The organism is Sedimenticola hydrogenitrophicus, assembly GCF_029017505.1.
Taxonomy (GTDB): Bacteria; Pseudomonadota; Gammaproteobacteria; order Chromatiales; family Chromatiaceae; genus Sedimenticola; species Sedimenticola hydrogenitrophicus_A.
Genome location: NZ_JAQGEI010000043.1, coordinates 25,432 through 44,001, shown reverse-complemented (window position 1 = coordinate 44,001; position 18,570 = coordinate 25,432). Strand labels below are relative to the sequence as shown.

15 protein-coding genes are annotated in these 18,570 nt (G+C 63.9%); 8 read left to right on the top strand and 7 right to left on the bottom strand.

The window, feature by feature from the left end:
* Nucleotides 1-185 precede the first annotated feature (185 nt).
* The 5 genes from O9K64_RS20795 to O9K64_RS20775 all read left to right on the top strand — a co-directional run bounded on the left by O9K64_RS20795 (nt 186) and on the right by O9K64_RS20775 (nt 5,280).
* On the top strand, nt 186-662 hold the full coding sequence (locus tag O9K64_RS20795; protein ID WP_275100030.1) for a PaaI family thioesterase: 477 nt from the start codon (nt 186-188) through the stop codon (nt 660-662).
* A gap of 401 nt (nt 663-1,063) precedes the next feature.
* The gene (locus O9K64_RS20790; RefSeq protein ID WP_275100029.1) at nt 1,064-2,083 is read left to right on the top strand and encodes an amino acid ABC transporter substrate-binding protein; all 1,020 of its coding nucleotides are present in this window, start codon (nt 1,064-1,066) and stop codon (nt 2,081-2,083) included.
* Between the two features lie 89 nt (nt 2,084-2,172).
* Nucleotides 2,173-3,363: an amino acid ABC transporter permease gene (locus tag O9K64_RS20785; protein ID WP_275100028.1), complete on the top strand. Its 1,191-nt coding sequence runs from the start codon at nt 2,173-2,175 to the stop codon at nt 3,361-3,363.
* 3 nt (nt 3,364-3,366) lie between these two features.
* Complete coding sequence (locus O9K64_RS20780) at nt 3,367-4,467, top strand: amino acid ABC transporter permease (RefSeq protein WP_275100027.1); 1,101 nt, start codon at nt 3,367-3,369, stop codon at nt 4,465-4,467.
* 33 nt (nt 4,468-4,500) lie between these two features.
* Nucleotides 4,501-5,280 (top strand): amino acid ABC transporter ATP-binding protein, encoded by a 780-nt coding sequence (locus O9K64_RS20775; RefSeq protein WP_275100026.1) that lies wholly within the window; start codon nt 4,501-4,503, stop codon nt 5,278-5,280.
* Between the two features lie 277 nt (nt 5,281-5,557).
* Here O9K64_RS20775 and O9K64_RS20770 read toward each other — a convergent pair whose 3' ends face one another.
* The 3 genes from O9K64_RS20770 to O9K64_RS20760 form a co-directional block, all read right to left on the bottom strand.
* On the bottom strand, nt 5,558-6,439 hold the full coding sequence (locus O9K64_RS20770; RefSeq protein WP_335342333.1) for a cytochrome-c peroxidase: 882 nt from the start codon (nt 6,437-6,439) through the stop codon (nt 5,558-5,560).
* A gap of 299 nt (nt 6,440-6,738) precedes the next feature.
* A complete protein-coding gene (locus O9K64_RS20765) occupies nt 6,739-7,620 on the bottom strand; it encodes a fructosamine kinase family protein (RefSeq protein ID WP_275100025.1) in 882 nt (293 codons plus the stop codon).
* A complete protein-coding gene (locus tag O9K64_RS20760; RefSeq protein ID WP_275100024.1) occupies nt 7,617-8,234 on the bottom strand; it encodes an HNH endonuclease in 618 nt (205 codons plus the stop codon). Before O9K64_RS20760 ends, O9K64_RS20765 begins: the two co-directional genes overlap by 4 nt.
* A 578-nt stretch (nt 8,235-8,812) precedes the next feature.
* Between O9K64_RS20760 and O9K64_RS20755 the strand changes: the two genes are divergently transcribed.
* Nucleotides 8,813-11,017, top strand: coding sequence for a primosomal protein N' (locus O9K64_RS20755; protein ID WP_275100023.1), 2,205 nt, complete (start codon nt 8,813-8,815; stop codon nt 11,015-11,017).
* Nucleotides 11,018-11,039: 22 nt separating this feature from the next.
* On the opposite strand, the gene O9K64_RS20750 is transcribed toward O9K64_RS20755, so the two are convergent.
* A complete protein-coding gene (locus tag O9K64_RS20750) occupies nt 11,040-12,713 on the bottom strand; it encodes an acyl-CoA dehydrogenase family protein (RefSeq protein ID WP_275100022.1) in 1,674 nt (557 codons plus the stop codon).
* Nucleotides 12,714-12,973: 260 nt separating this feature from the next.
* Here O9K64_RS20750 and argS point away from each other — a divergent pair, with 260 nt between their 5' ends.
* Both argS and O9K64_RS20740 read left to right on the top strand, forming a co-directional pair.
* Nucleotides 12,974-14,734 carry an arginine--tRNA ligase gene (gene argS, locus O9K64_RS20745; protein ID WP_275100021.1) on the top strand — a complete coding sequence of 587 codons (1,761 nt, stop codon included), beginning with the start codon at nt 12,974-12,976 and terminating at the stop codon, nt 14,732-14,734.
* Nucleotides 14,734-15,378: an SPOR domain-containing protein gene (locus tag O9K64_RS20740; protein WP_275100020.1), complete on the top strand. Its 645-nt coding sequence runs from the start codon at nt 14,734-14,736 to the stop codon at nt 15,376-15,378. Before argS ends, O9K64_RS20740 begins: the two co-directional genes overlap by 1 nt.
* A gap of 156 nt (nt 15,379-15,534) precedes the next feature.
* Here the strand turns inward: O9K64_RS20740 and O9K64_RS20735 are convergent, their stop codons facing one another.
* Genes O9K64_RS20735 through O9K64_RS20725 form a run of 3 tightly spaced genes read right to left on the bottom strand, consistent with a single transcriptional unit; the run spans nt 15,535 to nt 18,373 of the window.
* Complete coding sequence (locus O9K64_RS20735; RefSeq protein ID WP_275100019.1) at nt 15,535-15,765, bottom strand: FeoC-like transcriptional regulator; 231 nt, start codon at nt 15,763-15,765, stop codon at nt 15,535-15,537.
* Nucleotides 15,765-18,077, bottom strand: coding sequence for a Fe(2+) transporter permease subunit FeoB (gene feoB / locus O9K64_RS20730; RefSeq protein WP_275100018.1), 2,313 nt, complete (start codon nt 18,075-18,077; stop codon nt 15,765-15,767). The genes O9K64_RS20735 and feoB overlap by 1 nt, the downstream gene beginning before the upstream one ends.
* Nucleotides 18,078-18,118: 41 nt before the next feature.
* Nucleotides 18,119-18,373 carry a FeoA domain-containing protein gene (locus tag O9K64_RS20725; RefSeq protein ID WP_275100017.1) on the bottom strand — a complete coding sequence of 85 codons (255 nt, stop codon included), beginning with the start codon at nt 18,371-18,373 and terminating at the stop codon, nt 18,119-18,121.
* Between the last annotated feature and the right edge of the window lie 197 nt (nt 18,374-18,570).

Below are 18,570 nucleotides of genomic sequence, written 5' to 3'. Positions count from 1 at the left end.
AACACTAACACTGACCCCTTAACACTAACACTGACCCCTTAACACTGACCCCTTAACACTGACCCCTTAACACTGACCCCTTAACAGGCCGGACCCCTTAACAGGCCGAACAGGCCGGGAGCGAAATTATTGACGTTAACGTTAACGTGACTTAAGGTTGATCCGGCAGTGACTGGAGAGAACCGATGAGACAGTGTCGCCACAGTGATTCCCTGACCTTCGAACCGCGTAATCCGGACTACGTCCAGCGGGTGCGGGAGGCGTTTGCCGGGCAGGCGATGCTGGCAGCGCTGGGCGTGGAGCTGTGCCGGATCGAACCCGGGTTCTGTGAGCTGCAGCTTCCCTACCGGCAGGATATCAGTCAGAACCACGGCTATTTCCATGGCGGGGCCATCGCCACCCTGGCCGATGTGTCCGGAGGGTTTGCCGGCTGGAGCCTGCTCCCGGAGGGGATGTGGATAGTCACCGTGGAGTACAAGACCAATATGGTCGCGCCGGGTCGCGGCGAGCGCCTGATCGGCCGCGGCCGGGTGGTCCGCGCCGGCCGTTCGCTGACCACCACGGAGATCGAGATCCTGGCCGTTGAACAGGGGCGGGAAATGCTCTGCGCCACCGCGCTGCAGACCTTGATGGCCGTACGGGCGCAACCGGAGGGCGGCTGAGTCGACCGCCTGGGCGGCGCGTTTGCCGGCCCGATTGGTTGCTGCGGCGCAGCGGATGGCCATTGGGATTTTATGGTTGAATCGGGAATTTGCCGGATTAGACGGCAGTTTATACCTTAATATGGACCGTATCGGCTTTATTGCGCCGCAACAACCGAAGTTTTCCCGAACTTTCGAATAGGCTTGCAGATCGTACGCAGGCGGGCTAGAGTTTATTTGACTTTACCATGTTGTGTATCAGTACTTTAGCGTTTTTGGATAAACGTCTGATCTCGACCGGGAAGGGGGTGCGCCGCCGTCGTTGCCGAGGAGGATCGGCGCGGGGCATGCAGTAGAGCTGCACGTACCGGAAAACATCAAACCGATGTCAACAATATCTCTCACAAGGGGAACACAGTACCATGAAGAAAATTCATGTAATCGCCTCCGCGGTCGCTCTGACCGCGGTCATGTCAAGCAACGCCTTTGCCGGCGCAACCCTCGACGGAGTCAAGAAGAAAGGGTTTGTGCAATGCGGCGTAAGTACAGGCCTACCCGGGTTCTCCAGTGCCGATGAAAAGGGCAACTGGTCGGGCCTGGATGTGGATGTCTGCCGCGCCGTGGCAGCAGCCGTGTTCGGCGATGCCGGTAAGGTCAAATATACACCCCTGACCGCCAAGGAGCGCTTCACCGCCCTGCAATCGGGTGAGATCGACATGCTCTCCCGTAATACCACCTGGACCCTGACCCGCGATTCGTCCCTGGGCCTCAATTTCGCCGGTGTCAACTACTACGACGGACAGGGCTTCATGGTCACCAAGAAACTGGGCGTGAAGAGCGCGCTGGAACTGGATGGCGCCTCGTTCTGTATCCAGGCCGGCACCACGACCGAGCTCAACCTGGCCGATTATTTCCGCGCCAACGACATGTCCTATACGCCGGTCACCTTCGACTCCTCCGACGAAACCGTAAAGGCCTTCGACTCGGGGCGCTGCGACGCCCTGACTTCGGATCAGTCCCAGCTCTATGCCCTGCGCATCAAACTGGGCAATCCCGATGGTGCCCTGGTGCTGCCCGAGGTGATCTCCAAGGAGCCGCTGGGTCCGGTCACCGCCCAGGGTGATGAGGAGTGGTACAAGATTGTCCGCTGGTCGCTGTTCGCCATGCTGAATGCCGAGGAGCTGGGGGTGAGCTCCGCCAATGTCGAGCAGATGATGTCCAGTAGCGATCCCAACATCCGTCGCCTGCTGGGTCAGGAGGGCATCAAGGGCGGCGGGCTTGGCCTCGCCGACGACTGGGCGACCAATATCATCAAGCAGGTCGGTAACTACGGCGAGGCCTTCGAGCGCAATGTGGGTCAGGGCAGTGCGCTGAAGATCGCGCGTGGGCAGAACGCGCTCTGGAACAAGGGTGGTCTGCAGTACGCTCCGCCTATCCGTTAATCATCGTGCCCCGGCGCGTTTAAGGAGGCCACGGGGTGGTGTGATGCCGCTCCGTGGCTTACTGTTTTAACTGCCCTGAAGGTATTTTTATGGCGGATGAACAACGGGTAGTGCCAGAACCGGCGAAGGCGGCGTTCTGGCGACGGCCAGCGGTCCGTTCACTGTTTTTCCAGATGCTGCTGATCGCGGGCATCGTATTCTTCGGTTACACCATCTTTCAGAACACCCTCCACAACATGCAGCAGCGCGGCATCAGTACCGGTTTTGGCTTCCTCAACAGCGAGGCGGGGTTCGGCATCCTGATGACCCTGATCCCCTTCGATGAGACCTACACCTACGGCCGCACCTTTCTGGTGGGGCTGCTGAATACCCTGCTGGTCGCCAGTTTGGGCATCATCTTTGCCACCATCATCGGTTTCATCATGGGGGTATCGCGGCTCTCGCGAAACTGGATCATCTCACGACTGGCCACGGTCTATATCGAGGTGTTCCGCAATATCCCGCTGCTGCTGCAGATCATGTTCTGGTATTTCGCCGTGCTTCGGCCGCTGCCCGGACCGCGCCAGAGTATGATCTTTAACGACACGCTGTTTCTCAATAATCGCGGCCTCTATATGCCCAGCCCGATCTATGAACAGGGCTTCTGGCTGGTGGTCGTTGCGCTGCTGGTGGCAATTGCCGCCGCCGTCCTGGTGGCCCGCTGGGCGCACCAACGGCAGGAGGCAACGGGGCAGCCGTTCCATACGGTGTATGCCGCCATCGGCCTGGTGCTGGGTCTGCCCCTGCTCACCTTCCTGATGATGGGTTCGCCGTTGAGCTGGGACATGCCGGTGCTGCAGCGTTTCAATATGGGCGGCGGGATGGTGGTCATCCCGGAACTGGCGGCCCTGCTGGTGGCCTTGAGTATCTACACTGGGACGTTCATTGCCGAGGCGGTGCGCTCCGGCATCCTGGCGGTGAGCCACGGGCAGACGGAAGCGGCCCATGCGCTGGGGCTGCGGCCCGGCCCGACACTGCGCCTGGTGATCATTCCCCAGGCGTTGCGGGTGATCATTCCCCAGCTGACCAGCCAGTACCTGAACCTGACCAAGAACTCCTCGCTGGCGACCGCCATCGGCTATCCGGATCTGGTCGCCGTGTTTGCCGGTACCACCCTGAACCAGACCGGCCAGGCGGTCGAGGTGATCGCCATGACCATGGCGGTCTACCTGGCGATCAGCCTCTCCATTTCGCTGTTCATGAACTGGTACAACAAACGCATCCAACTGGTGGAGAGGTAATCCATGAGCGTACATACCCCCCATCCCGATATGCCGCCGCCGATCCTGAATGTAGGCGTGCTCGGCTGGTTGCGGAGCAATCTGTTCTCCTCGCCCCTGCATGCGGCATTGAGCCTGTTTGCCATCTACCTGCTCTACCTGACGGTGCCACCCATCATCAGCTGGGCCTTTCTGGAGGCCACCTGGGTCGGTGACAGCCGCGAGGCCTGTGCCGGGGGCGAAGGTGCCTGCTGGGTGTTTGTCAAGGTGCGCATCAATCAGTTCATGTATGGCTTCTATCCCGAGTCCCAGTACTGGCGGATCAATCTGGCCTTCGGGCTGCTGATCGTGCTGGCGATACCCCTGTTCATCAAACAGTTTCAGCACAAGGGCAAGCTGGCGATATTCATCCTGGTGGTCTATCCGATCATCACCTTCCAGCTCTTCTCCGGCGGCAACTTCGGCCTCACCCATGTGGAGACCAGCCGCTGGGGCGGGCTCAGCCTGACCCTGATCCTGGCCGGTGTCGGCATTGTTGCCTCGCTGCCGCTGGGCATCGTGCTGGCGCTGGGGCGGCGCTCGAAGATGCCGATCGTCAAATCGGTCTGTGTGGTGTTTATCGAATTCTGGCGTGGGGTGCCGCTGATCACCGTGCTGTTCATGTCCTCGGTGATGCTGCCGCTGTTCCTGCCCGAGGGGACCAACTTCGACAAGTTGTTGCGGGCCATGATCGGTATCGCCCTGTTCCAGTCGGCCTACATGGCCGAGGTGGTGCGGGGCGGTCTGGCCGCGATACCGAAGGGGCAGTACGAGGCGGCGGAGGCGCTCGGGCTCAGCTACTGGAAGAGCATGGGGCTGATCATCCTGCCCCAGGCGCTGAAGCTGGTGATCCCCGGGATCGTCAATACCTTCATCGCCCTGTTCAAGGACACCACCCTGGTGCTGATCATCGGCCTGTTCGATCTGCTGGCGATCATCCAGCAGGCATTCGCCGATCCGGACTGGCTGGGATACTCCATCGAGGGTTATGTGTTCGCCGCCAGCATCTTCTGGGTCTTCTGTTTCAGCATGTCACGCTACAGCATGGCACTGGAAAAGAAACTGCATACCGGCCACACCCGGTAACCATCAAAACAAGGCAAGAGTTGGAGATACAGTATGTCTGAGACCGACAACCCAGGCGGCAAGCCGCGCGCAACGGGTGATGTGACCATCGAACTGCGCGGGGTGCATAAATGGTATGGCCAGTTTCATGTCCTTAAGGATATCAATCTGGCGGTGAACCGGGGCGAACGGATTGTGATCTGCGGGCCCTCCGGCTCCGGCAAGTCCACCATGATCCGCTGCATCAACCGGCTGGAAGAGCATCAGCAGGGGCAGATAATCGTCGACGGCACCGAGCTGACCGACGACGTGAAGCATATCGATCAGGTACGCAAGGAGGTGGGGATGGTGTTCCAGCACTTCAATCTGTTTCCGCACCTGACCGTGCTGGAGAACTGCTGCCTGTCGCCGATCTGGGTGCGCAAGCTGCCGCGCAAGGAGGCCGAGGCCGCCGCCATGCGTTACCTGGAGAAGGTGAAGATCCCGGAGCAGGCCAAGAAGTATCCGGGCCAGCTCTCCGGCGGTCAGCAGCAGCGTGTGGCGATCGCCCGCAGTCTGTGCATGAATCCGCATGTCATGCTGTTCGACGAACCCACCTCGGCGCTCGATCCGGAGATGATCAAGGAGGTGCTGGACACCATGATCGAACTGGCCGAGAGCGGCATGACCATGCTCTGCGTAACCCACGAGATGGGGTTTGCCAAGACCGTGGCCAACCGGGTGATCTTCATGGATGCCGGTGAAATCATCGAGGAGAACGAACCCCACGAATTCTTCAACAACCCCCAGTCCGACCGCACCCAGCTGTTCCTCAGCCAGATCCTGCAGCATTGAGGAGGGGCAAAGCCGCTGCTGCTGACTACGGTGGTTGTCGGTGGTGTAGACATCATGGATGCCGGTGAGCTTGCGAACCGCATCATTCCCTGGACAAAGCCGCTCCCGGCCATTGCATCCTCGGCTCCGTAAACGGTACATCCCTGTACCACTCCTCCTGGCCTCCGCGGCATAAGTCCATCCCTGGACGTAACTACTCACTTACAGACCGGGTGAGTAGTTACCCCTGGACAAAAAAGCCCGGCCAATGGCCGGGCTTGTCGTGCCGCTGGGCTCCTCAGTCGAACGGTGTGGGTTGCGGGGTCTTGTCGGTCGACGGCGGCAGGGCCGGCATCATGAATGACGGTTGATCGCCGGTCAGGGTCTTGAGGAAGGCGACCACCTTGGTGTTCTCAGCGTCGGTGAACTTTTTACCCAACTGCAGCCGTCCCATCAGGTCCACCGCCTCGGTGAGGGTCTCGGCCTCGCCGTCATGGAAGTAGGGATAGGTCATCTCCACGTTGCGCAGGGTGGGGACCTTGAATTTGAAGCGGTCCGCGTCCCTGCCGGTTACGCCGCTGAGACCCTGCGCCGGGCTCTTGGCTTGATACGGTTCCACCACACCCATCTTCTGGAAAGAGGAACCACCGACCGCCGGGCCGTTGTGGCAGGCGGTACAGCCACTAGCCTTGAACAACTTGTAGCCATCCAATTCATTCGCGGTCAGGGCATCCCGGTTGCCCAGCAGCCACTGATCGAAGCGGGAGTTTGGGGTCACCAGGGTCTTCTCGAATTCGGCAATGGCCTGGGTCACCTCGTCGATGGTGATCTTGTCAGTGCCGAACACCTGTTTGAATTCAATCACGTACTGGGGGATCGACTCCAGCACGTCGATCGCCAGGGTGTGGGTGGAGGCCATCTCGCCCGGGTTGGCGATCGGGCCGCCGGCTTGGGCCTTCAGGTCCGCGGCGCGCCCGTCCCAGAACTGGGCGACGTTCATGCTCGAATTCAGCACCGTGGGGGCGTTGATCGGTCCCTGTTGCCAGTTATGTCCGATCGAGGTCTTCAGGTTATCGGTGCCGCCCATGCTCAGGTTGTGGCAGGAGTTGCAGGAGATGAATCCCGACTTGGAGAGACGCGGGTCGAAGAAGAGTTTCTTGCCCAGCTCGACCTGGGCCATATTGATCTCCTTGACAGGAGCGATGGGGGAAATGGGCTCATTCGCCCAACTGGTTGAAATTCCAGCAGCGGTAAAAACAGTGCATCCAAGCACAAGCTGAATAGTGTGGTTCACGATAAATACCCCAATAAACTGTAGTTAAGTGATTTTTTAGAACCGTACTAATAATAAGCTTAGTACTGGCATGGTTAATTGCTCCAAGTCAATCTTTCATTCGGTTTCCGTGTGCACTGTTGTGCCGGGGCGTCGGGCCTGGGTGGGAAGGTGCTGACTTAATTAACGGATGGGCCGAAGGCGGCTCAATCACCCAGTTCCGCCAGCAACCGGTCGATCATCGCCAGCGCCTGCTGGCCGTAACCGCCGCCGAACAGGTTCAAATGGTTGAGGATGTGGTAGAGGTTGTAGAGGGTTTTGCGGGTGGCGTAACCGGCGTCCAGGTGCCAGGCCTCGTCGTAGGCGTGGTAAAAACGTTCGGAGAAACCGCCGAACAGTTCGCTCATGGCCAGGTCGCACTCGCGGTCGCCGTAATAGACGGCCGGATCGTAGATCACCGGCGCACCGTTGCGGTCATAACCGAGATTGCCCGACCAAAGATCGCCGTGCAGCAGCGAAACCGGCGGATTGTGGTCCAGCAGCGCGGGCAGCCGCCCCAGCAGGCGCGCGCCCGCTACCTGTAGCGCTCCCCCGTATCCCCGCCGCTCGGCCAGGGCCAGCTGGAACCCCAGGCGCTGTCCATGCCAGAACTCGACCCAGCTGTCGTCGGGCGTATTGGGCTGGGGAGTGGCGCCGATGTAGTTGTCCTGCTTCCAGCCGTAATGGGGACCGGTCGCGCGATGCAGCGCGGCCAGCTGGCGGCCGGCCAGTGCCTGATCCCCGGTGCTCTGCAGCGGGATATATTCCAGGACCAGATAGGCGTGATCCTCCCATTGCCCGCTGCAGACCACTCCCGGCGTGCGAATTGCCCCGGCCGTGGCCAGGGCCTCCAGCCCGGCCGCCTCGGTTTCGAGCATCGCCAGGCTGTCGGCCCGATTGAGTTTGACGAAGTATGCCCGGTCCCGGAGGGTGAGTTTGATGGCCTGGTTGATACAGCCGCCGCTCAAGGGCCGGGAGCCGAATTCAGTGGCCACCGCACCGGTGATCCGCCGGGCGATGTGCTGCAGGACGGCGTTCCACGCCTTCATTCCGGACGGCGGGTGGACGGATATCTGTCCAGGCGCCGGCGCAACGGACTGGAGCGGGGAAAATGGGCACGCAGAAACTCCATCTGGTCCGCCAGCACGTTGTGTCCCTGGAGATAGATATACTCGGCATGGGTGGGGATGAAGGGGATGGCCAGGAGCTGCATGCCGGCATCTTCCGGGGAGCGGCCCGCCTTGTGGTTGTTACAGCGGATGCAGGCGGTGACCACGTTGTTCCAGTGATCCGGTCCGCCCAGGCTCAGGGGGCGGACATGGTCCCGGGAGAGCTGTTTTTTGGGGAAATGCTCACCGCAGTAGAGGCAGATATGGCCATCCCGCTGAAACAGGGTCTGGTTGTTCAGTGGCGGGACATAGCCGGTGCGCATCTTCTCCAGTGCCCGGCTGTTGCCATGGGTGGCGATGATGGAGTTGACGTCGACATGGCTCTGGCGGTGGGTTCTGGCATTGATGCCGCCATGCACCCGGTAGAGTACCCGGCCACAGGTATAGGCGATCTGGTCCAGAAAGTGCAAGCGCACGGCGTCCCGATAGTCGACCCACTCAAGTGGCATGCCGGCCAGATCGGTACGCAGTATCAGTTGGTGAAGCCCTGCCATGTCAAAAAGCCCTGGTAACTGATCATTTAGTTAGCATAGTTCGAAAATGGTTGCAAATGGCCCCGACCCGGGGCTGTCTGGCCCGGATGGGCTGCGCCGCCGGGTCGATCGGTGGGCGACTGCCGGGGTGTTGGCCGGGTATCTTTTTTCAGTGATCAGGCACGCTCCCGCGGCCGCTGGAAGCGGGTCGAAAAGTGTAAAAAGTGGTTGACAAGGGAAAAACAAGCGATCCGTCTTCCCGCTGTTATGCACAGTTGCGGTGCAGCAAGTGGCGCGCCGGGCTGAACGGGCCGCTTTGTTTTATCAGTGAATGCTAAAGTTATGTAACCTATTGTTTATTAATTATTTGTTTCTGTTGGTGGTTTTTTTGTCAGATTAACAGAAATGTAATGATTTACGGGTCTTGCGGCCAGTTCCAACGGTTTTTCAACAGAGTTATCCACAGCTTCTGTGGATAAACACAATTATTTTTATGAAATAGGCAGTTAGCGGATTTTGTGCAGAATTTAGTTAGCCCCGATACCCGGTGAGCGTGGACGGCTAGTGTTAAATCGCCGGGAGTCAGGTAGCATTCCGCCATGCCTGAACAACAGATCCTGCGGGTGGCTGTGCCTGCCCCGCTGCACCACAGTTTCGACTATCTGCCGCCCGCCGACACTTCCACCGAGCAGTTGCTCCCCGGGGTGCGGGTGCGGGTGCCGTTTGGTCGTGGGGAGCGCTGCGGCGTGCTGCTGGAGGTGGTCACCGCCGCGGATGCCGATGGGCGGCGCCTGAAGCGAGCCCTCGCCCTGCTGGATGCCGCCCCCCTGTTTTCCGCCGCCGATCTGGCGCTGTTGTGCTGGGCAGCCCGCTACTACCAGCACCCGATCGGCGAAGTGGTCGCCAACGCCCTGCCGCTGCGGCTGCGTAAGGGGGAGCCACCGCTCCCGGTGCTGCAGCGGATCTGGTCACTGACCGCCCTGGGCGCGCGGCAGAATCCGCTTGCGCTCGGGCGCGCCGCGAGGCAGGCCGAACTGTTGGCGCTGCTGCTGGAGTCCGGCGGCAGTCTGGGCCAGGAGCAGATTCTTCAGGCCGGCGGGGGCGGCCGGCCGGCACTGCAGGCGCTGGAACGCAAGGGCTGGATCACGCTGGACGAGCGCCTGCCCGCGGAGGTCAGGGCGGCGCCGACCGGCCACCCGCCACCGCCACTCAATGCCGACCAGCAGGCGGCGGTCGCGGCGGTCGACCTGGCGTGCTTCGGCAGCTATCTGCTGGACGGGGTGACCGGCAGCGGCAAGACCGAGGTATACCTGGCGCTGGTGGAGCGGGCATTGGCAGCCGGCCGCCAGGCCCTGGTGCTGGTCCCCGAGATCGGTCTGACCCCGCAGTTGATCCGCCGCTTCGAGCGGCGCCTGGGGATGGGCCTGGCCGTGCTCCATTCCGGGCTGGCGGCCGGCGAGCGCGAGCGCGCCTGGCACCTGGCGCGGCTGGGGCAGGCGGCGGTGGTGCTGGGAACCCGCTCCGCTCTGTTGACGCCGCTGCCGCGGCTGGGCCTGATTGTGGTGGACGAGGAGCACGATCTCTCGTTCAAACAGCAGGAGGGTTTCCGCTACTCCGCCCGCGACCTGGCGGTAATCCGCGCCCAGCGCAGCGGCTGTCCGGTGATGCTGGGTTCCGCCACCCCCTCGCTGGAGAGCCTGCACAATGCCCGTGCCGGTCGCTACCGGCACCTGCGGTTGACACAGCGGGCCGGCGAGGCGCAGCCCGCCCGCCTGGATCTGCTGGACATCCGCTCGGTGCGCCTGGAGGCGGGGCTGTCGCCGGTGCTGCTGCGCATGCTGCGGGAGACCCTGGCGGCGGGCAACCAGGCGCTGCTGTTCATCAACCGGCGCGGCTACGCCCCGATCGTCACCTGTCACGCCTGCGGTTGGGTCGCCCAGTGCCGCCGCTGCGACGCGCGCTTGACCCTGCATGCCGCCAGCCGGCTGCTCTGGTGCCATCACTGCGGTTCGCAGCGCCGCCAGGAGTCCAAGTGCCCGGAGTGCGGCGATGCCGATCTGCGCACCCTGGGACAGGGCACCGAGCGGGTCGAGGAGGTGCTGGCCGGCTATTTTCCGGAGGCGGGGATTGCCCGCATCGACCGCGATACCACGCGCCGCAAGGGGAGTCTCGACCGGCTGCTTGACGGGATTCGCCAGGGTAAGTACTCACTGCTGCTGGGGACCCAGATGCTGGCCAAGGGGCACCACTTTCCCGATGTGACCCTGGTGGGTATTCTGGACGTCGATCAGGGGCTGTTCGGGGCCGATTTCCGCGCCGCCGAGCGCATGGCCCAACTGGTCGTGCAGGTGGCCGGCCGGGCCGGGCGTGCCGAGAAGCCGGGCCGGGTACTGATCCAGACCCGTCATCCCGACCATCCGCTGATGCAGCGGCTGGTCAGCCAAGGCTACGCCGCCTGCGCCACGGAACTGCTGGCGGAGCGCGAAGCGGCCGCCTTTCCACCCTACAGTTATCAGGCGTTGCTGCGCGCCGAGGCGTCCCGGGAGGGAGCGCCCCGGGAGTTTCTGGAGGAGGCCGCCGGCCTGGCGGAGACGCTCGCCGGGGGCCGGGTCGAGCTCTGGGGGCCGGTGCCGGCGCCGATGGAGCGACGGGCCGGGCGTTACCGTGCCCACCTGCTGCTGCAGGCCGATCAGCGCGCCGATCTGCAGCGGCTGCTGTGCGTTTGGGTGAGTCAGTTGGCAAAGCTCAAGTCGGCCCGGCGCGTGCGCTGGTCGATCGATGTCGATCCCCAGGAGATGTTTTAGAGGTGAGCCACGGATAGCGGGGTCACAGCAGCAGCCGGCTCTCCGCGCGGTGTTTCTCGTCAGTCGCCGCCAGATCCGTGAGTCCCCGCCCGATCCAGCGGCGGGCGGCGACCGCCAGGCGGCGGGATCGCCCGTGCTTCACCTCCCAGTCGGCCGCCTCGGTCAGCAGGGCGGCGGCATAGGTGTTGAACAGGCCAAGGGCGAAACGGCGTGCCGCGGCCTCGCTGTCGGAACGACCGCCCTTGGCCATCGATTCGGCATGCCTGCCCAGGGCCTTGACGGCCGTCCGCACGGACTTGACCGCGTCGTCCAGCTCGGGGGTGGTCGCTTGTGCCACCCGCAACAGGGTGTCCTCGAGGAACGGGCGCAACGCGTCCTGCCGGGCGATCGCCCGCAGCGCGTCGAGGCTCAGCACGTTGGTGGTTCCCTCCCACAGCGGCAGCACCTGGGCGTCACGCAGCAGGCGCGGCAGATTCGTCTCCTCGATGTAGCCCATGCCGCCGATCGCCTCGATCGCCTCGCTGGCCACGCGCACCACCTGCTTGCCGGTGCCCAGTTTGGCGACCGGCGTCAGCAGTCGGCAGGCGCCCGCCTCGAGCGGGCTGGCGACCCCGGTCTCGACCTTGCCGATCAGTTCGGCCAGGCGCAGGGCGATGGCCAGGCCCGCCTCGTACTCGACCTGCAACCCCGCCAGCGTCTCCAGGTGCAATGGCTGCTCGATCAGTGGGCGGCCGAAGGCCACGCGCCGCCCTGCGTAGTCCTTGGCAAGCTGTAGGCAGCGCGCCATGATCCCGGTCGCCGCCAGGGTGTTGTGAAAACGCGCCAGGTTGAGCACCGTTGCGATCAGGCGCACGCCGTCGCCGGGTTTGCCGACCAGGCGCGCCTCGACACCCTCAAGATCGATCTCCGCCGTGGGCAGGGCGCGGGTACCGAGCTTCTCCTTCAGCCTGCGCAGGGTGATGTGGCGCAGCGTCCCGTCCGCGTTCCAGGGCTGGACAAAGAACAGTGAGAGATCGGGTGTGCCCTGGGCATTGGCCAGGGTCAGCGCACACTCCGCGGTGACCGCCGAGACGAAGAACTTATTGCCGTAGAGCCGCCACACACCGTCTTCCTGGCGGGCGACGGTGCTGGCGCGGCGTACATCCGAGCCGCCCTCCTTCTCGGTCATCCACTGGCCACTGGTCCAGGCTTCGTCGGGGTCGCGACTCAGCAGGTGGCGGAGCGGCCGCTCGGCGTCACCGGGATCGGCGTAGCGCTTGAGAACCGCGATGGCGCCGTCCGTCATGGCATACGGACAGGAGACAAAGGCGGAGCTGGGACCGAACAGGTGGATCAGCGCAGCCTGATGAAGGCGCGATCGCCAGCCGAGTTGGGCTTCATGGGCGGTCGCCATCAGGCCCTGCGTGGCGCCAATCCGGTGGATCTCACGCCAGGCGGGGCTGATTCGCACCTTGTCCACGCGCCGGCCCCAGGCCTCGTACTGCACCAGTTCCGGCTCATCCCGTTCCGCCTCGACCGCCAGGGCCTGCAGGGATCCCGCGGCGAGTTCGCCGAGTTCACGAAGCGGCGGGAGGATGCTCTCCAGTTGATCGGGCGGGAACAGCCGTTCCAGCTGCAGCCGCAATGACGGATCGGCCTCAAAGGTGTTGGTAAGCTGCGGTGGGTCCTGAAAAAAGAGTCCCTTTTCGCTAGCCATGGCATGCTCCCTCGCGTGATCGGGAATCGACTCCCGCTATCCTTAAAGTACAGTAGATCCCCCCGGCGGCGGGGTCAAATGGCCGCTCCCGGTATGGGCGCACCGCTTTGCGACTGGACCGCGGCTGCTCCGCCCGGTTCGGCGGCAGCTGACCGGTTGCACCAACCCGGGCAGGCACAGGGGCCTGCCCCTACACCATTACCCCACAGCCCCACCTTTGTTGTATCCTTATCCGTTTCCGTTTTTCCATTGAGTAGAAGATGAAGAACCTGATACAGCAGTTGGTTTCCCAGGCCCTGGGTGAGATCGCCGCGGCGGGCGGGTTGGGCGATACGCCCGCCCCGCAGCCGATCATCGAGCGTACCCGCGACCCCCGCCATGGCGATTTCGCCTGCAACGTGGCGCTGGTACTGGCCAAGGCGGCGCGCTGCAAGCCGCGCGAGCTGGCCGAACGGCTGATCGCCGCCCTGCCGGCCTCGCCGGCGGTGGCCCGGGTGGAGATCGCCGGCCCCGGCTTCATCAACTTCACCCTGGCGGAGGATGCCTACCGAGCCGTGGTCGGCGAGGTGTTGGCCCGCGGCCACGCGTACGGCCGCAGTGACCTGGGCCAGGGCAAGCGTATCCAGGTGGAGTTCGTCTCCGCCAACCCCACCGGACCGCTGCACGTGGGACACGGCCGGGGCGCCGCCTACGGCGCGGTGGTGGCCGACCTGCTGGAGGCGGTGGGTTATGACGTGCACCGCGAGTATTACGTCAATGACGCCGGCCGGCAGATGGATATCCTGGCCGCCAGCGTCTGGCTGCGTTACCTGGAGCTGTGCGACGAGACCATCCCCTTCCCGGCCAACGGCTATCGCGGCGACTACGTCTGGGATATCGCCGCCACCCTGCACCGCGAGCACGGCGACGGCTACCGGCAAGCCGCCGACGCGGTATTTGCAGGCGTGCCGGCGGACGAGCCGGCCGGCGGCGACAAGGAGAAACATATCGACGGCGTGATCGAGCAGGCCAAGCAGCTGCTGGGCGACAACCGTTACCGCTATGTCTTCGAACTGGCCCTCAACACCATCCTGGACGATATCCGCGACGACCTGGGCCAGTTCGGTGTCACCTACCAGGAGTGGTACTCGGAGCGCAGCCTGACCGAATCGGGCGCGGTGAACAAGGCGCTGCAACGGCTGCGCGACTCCGGCCATGTGTACGAGCAGGGCGGCGCCCTCTGGTTCAAGTCCACCGATTTCGGTGACGAGAAGGACCGGGTGGTGGTGCGGGACAACGGCCAGACCACCTATTTCGCCTCCGATATCGCCTATCACATGGACAAGCTGGAGCGCGGTTTCGAGCGCGTGATCGACGTCTGGGGCGCCGATCATCACGGCTATGTGCCGCGGGTCAAGGCGGCGATGCAGGCGGTGGGCGACGACCCGTCGCGGCTCGATGTGCTGCTGGTCCAGTTCGCCATCCTCTATCGGGGCGGCGAGAGGGTGCAGATGTCGACCCGTTCCGGCTCCTTCGTCACCCTGCGGGAGCTGCGCAAGGAGGTGGGCGCGGACGCGGCGCGCTTCTTCTACGTGATGCGCAAGTGCGAGCAGCACATGGATTTCGACCTGGACCTGGCCAAGTCCCAGTCCAGCGACAACCCGGTTTACTACGTGCAGTATGCCCACGCCCGGGTCTGCAGCGTGTTGCGCCAAGCGGCGGAAAAGGGTATCCCGGTGGAGATCAGCGCGGGCGGGGAGAACCTGGAACGGCTGACCGAGAGCCACGAGCAGGCGCTGCTGAAGAGTCTGGCCCGCTACCCGGAGGTGGTCGAGGCCTCGGCCCTGAACGAGGAGCCGCACCAGCTGACCAACTATGTGCGGGAGCTGGCCAACGACTTCCACACCTACTATAACGCCCACCAGTTCCTGGTGGAGGACGGGGCGTTGCGCGATGCCCGTATCAAGCTGATCCTGGCGGTGCGCCAGGTGTTGCGCAACGGCCTCAATCTGCTGGGGGTCTCCGCGCCGGAGAAGATGTAATGCCGCGGGATTACAAGAGTCGGGCGACACCCCAGAACAAGGGCCGCAAGCAGCCGCTGTCCGGCTGGGTCTGGTTTGCCAGCGGCTTGGCGGTCGGATTGTTCATCACCCTGCTGGTGTGGCTCAAGCTGACCCCGGAGGGGCCGCAGAAGCCGCGGCCGGCGGTGGTCGACCGCTCCTACAGCGCCCCGCGCGAAGCGGTGGCGAAGCGCGCGCCGGAACCGCCCAAGGCCCCGTCCGCGCCCAAGCCGCGCTTCGACTTCTATACCATCCTGCCGGAGATGGAGGTGGTGGTGCCGGACCCGGAACCGGAACCGGAGAAGCAACCGGTGGCGGCCCCGGCCGCTGATGGGGCGGTTGGCGGGGCGGCACCGGTGGTCGCCGCCGGCGCCAAGCCGGCAGCGGCGTCCGCCTACTACATGTTGCAGATGGGCTCGTTCAGGAGGTTCACCGACGCCGACAAGTTGAAGGCCAGCCTGGCCCTGGTGGGGATCGAGGCCGAGATCCAGAAGTTCACCCTGGATGGTGGCGAGGTGTTCCACCGGGTGCGCAGCGGTCCCTATACCAGCGGCCAGGTCAACACCCTGCGTGCCCGGCTGGCGCAGAACAATATCAACAGCCTGGTGATCAGGCTGAAAAAATAACCGGCCGGTCTGTCTGGCGGGGGCGGGGTTGCAGTTGTAGGGTGGGCACGTCGTGTGTGCCCACGCTGTCACTCGGTTCGGTCGCATCTGCGTGGGCACAAAAAACTTGCCCACCCTACCGCCTGTCCCGCAAGGGCCAGCCTTGATCCACGGTGGCTAAACCGCTCCGCCGTCGACCCACTCGTAAAGCTCCGTGTCGTCCGGCCGGCACTTGCCGCAACTGGTGCCGCAGCCTGACTCGATCGTGCGGCGGGTCACCCTGCCCTTGCGCATCCAGGTCTCCAGCATGCCGCGGGCGGCATCCGGGGTCGACCCCAGGTGCAGGGCGATATCCGACAGGCAGACCGGTCCCCGGTTGTGCAGATAGTGCTTGATCCGGGAGAGCATTATGCGGCGGCCTTTTTGTCCGCCAGTGGCGGCATCGGCGGATCCCGGCGGCCCCAGATACGCAGGCCGGTGATGGCGGCGGCGATGAACAAGCCCAGGCCGGCAATCCAGGCGGCCGAACTGCCGGGGTGCTGGCTGAAGGTGGCGGTTTGATAGAACAGGGTCGCGGTGGTGTAGGCGATACCGGTGGTCCAGGCGGCGACAAACCCGGCCCAGGCGCCCCCGGCTTCGCGCACAATGGCACCGATGGTGGCGACGCAGGGAAAATAGAGCAGGATAAACAGCATATAGGCGAAGGCGCCGGCCTGGCCGTCGAAACGGGCCGCCATGGCACCGAAGATGCCGCTGTTGACCGCTTGCGCCCGGGCCGCGCTCTCCAGTGAACTGAGATCCCCCACATCCAGCCCCAGGGGGTCGAGCAGGGTGTCGCGGATGGCGGCGAGATTCTCCGGTATGGTGGCCGCCGCCTCCCCCAGTCGACTCCAGAGATCGAACGGGGCCTCCTCCCCGGCCGCGCCGGCATCCTGTTGCGCCAGCCGGGTGTAGATGGAGTCGAGGGTGCCCACCACCACCTCCTTGGCCAACACCCCGGTAAAGATGCCCACGGTGGCCGGCCAGTTCTCCTGTTTGATGCCCAGGGGGGCAAACAGCGGCGTCACCGAGCGGCCCATCTCGCTGAGCACCGACTGGTTGCTGTCCTGGTTGCCGAAACTGCCGTCGGTGCCGATGGAGTTGAGGACGTTCAGCGCCAGCACCATCACCACGATCACCTTGCCGGCGTCGTGGATGAACAGCTTGACCCGGTCCCAGGTGCGCAGCATCACCCCCTTGAGGGTCGGCAGATGGTAGGGCGGCAACTCCATCATGAAGCCGCTGCTCTCGCCGGAGAGCAGTGTCCGGCGCATGATCATGCCGGTCAGCACCGCGATCAATATGCCCACCAGGTAGAGCAGAAACACCAGGTTCTGGCCATTACTGGGGAAGAAGGCGGCGGCGAACAGGGCATAGACCGGCAGGCGTGCGCCGCAGGACATGAAGGGGTTCATCAGGATGGTGAGTTTGCGCTCGCGCTGGTTCTCCAGGGTGCGGGTGGCCATCACCGCCGGCACGTTGCAGCCGAAGCCGACGATCAGCGGCACGAAGGCCTTGCCCGGCAGGCCGATGGTGCGCATCGCCCGGTCCATGACAAAGGCGGCGCGGGCCATGTAACCGGTGTCTTCGAGCACCGAGAGAAACAGGTAGAGGCAGGCGATGATGGGGATGAAGGTGGAGACCACCTGGATGCCGCCCCCCAGGCCGTCGGCCAGGAACACCCGGGCCCAGGCCGGCAGCCCCAGGGCGCCCAGCCAGTGGTCCGCCCCCTCCACCAGGACCGCCCCCACGGCGATATCGAAGAAGTCGATGAAGGCACCGCCGATATTGATGGTGAACATGAACATCAGGTACATCAGCAGCATGAAGATCGGAATGCCGGCCACCTTGTTCAGCACCACCCGGTCAATCCGGTCGGAGAGGGTGTGGCCGAGCCTCCCCTGCTCGCGGATCACCCGCTGCGCCAGGGTATGGGCATGCCCGTAGCGGGCGTCGGCGATGTGGATATCCGCATCCTCGCCGGCGCGGTCGCGGATCAGCCCCTGCCAGCGCTCTACCAGCGGGCGGACCGGTTCGCAGGCCAGGTGCAAGGCGTGGCTGTCGTTCTCCAGCAGTTTGAGGGCCAGCCAGCGTCGGTTGGCGGCGACCGGCACCCCCTCGATGGCGGCGGTGAGCTCGCTGATGGCCTGTTCCACACAGGCCTCATGGGTTACCTGGAAGGCCTGGCCGGTCTGGCCGAGCATGTCGCTTAGCGCCTGTTTCAGCGGCTCCAGCCCTTCGCCCGTGACCGCCACCACAGGTATCACCGGGCAGCCGAGTTCCCGGCTGAGCAGCTCGATATCCACCGTGATGCCGCGCTTGCGGGCCACATCCATCATGTTGAGGGCGACGATAATAGGTATCCCCATCTCGCGCAGCTGCACGCTGAAATAGAGGTTGCGCTCCAGATTGGAGGCGTCCATCACATTGATGATCAGCTCGGCGTCACGGGAGAGCAGGTAGTCGCGGGTCACCTGTTCATCGATGGAGGAGGCATCCAGGGAGTAGATGCCGGGCAGGTCGATAAGGGCCGCCTCCTCGCCCGCCAGTTGGAAGCGCCCCTCCTTGCGGTCCACGGTCACGCCGGGCCAGTTGCCGGTCTTCTGGCGGATGCCGGTGAAGGCGTTGAACAGGGCCGACTTGCCGCAGTTGGGGTTGCCTCCCAGGGCGATGGTGATCACGGGCTCCTCCGCTGACCGGGGAGCCCGGTCTTGGTCTGCTGCTATCGATCGAGCGGCTGCATCAGCAGTTTGTCCGCCACACTGCTGCCCAGGGCGACCCGGGTGCCGGCGCTGGCCACCACCACGCCACGGCGGCGTTGTTGCAGCACACTGATCTCGGAACCGACACGCAGGCCCAGGCCGAGCAGTCGCCTGGCCAGACCCTTGTCCCCCTGGATCCGGGTGATACACGCGTGCGCCCCGGCCGGGATGTGGTCCAGGGTGACCGGGTTGGCAACGACGGCGGCGGTGTCCATGACAGCGATATCTCAATAAGAATGATTAACGTTAAATCTATCACCGTTGTATATCAGGAACAACTGATAAACCAGAAAAACTTTAACATAAGTAAGGTTGTTCCGCGGCATGGACCGCGGATCCGTGGGGCGGATTCAGTTTGGCGGGATGGGTCAGGGCTCGCGCAAAAATAAGTTCCGGTATTCGGTCGCCACTG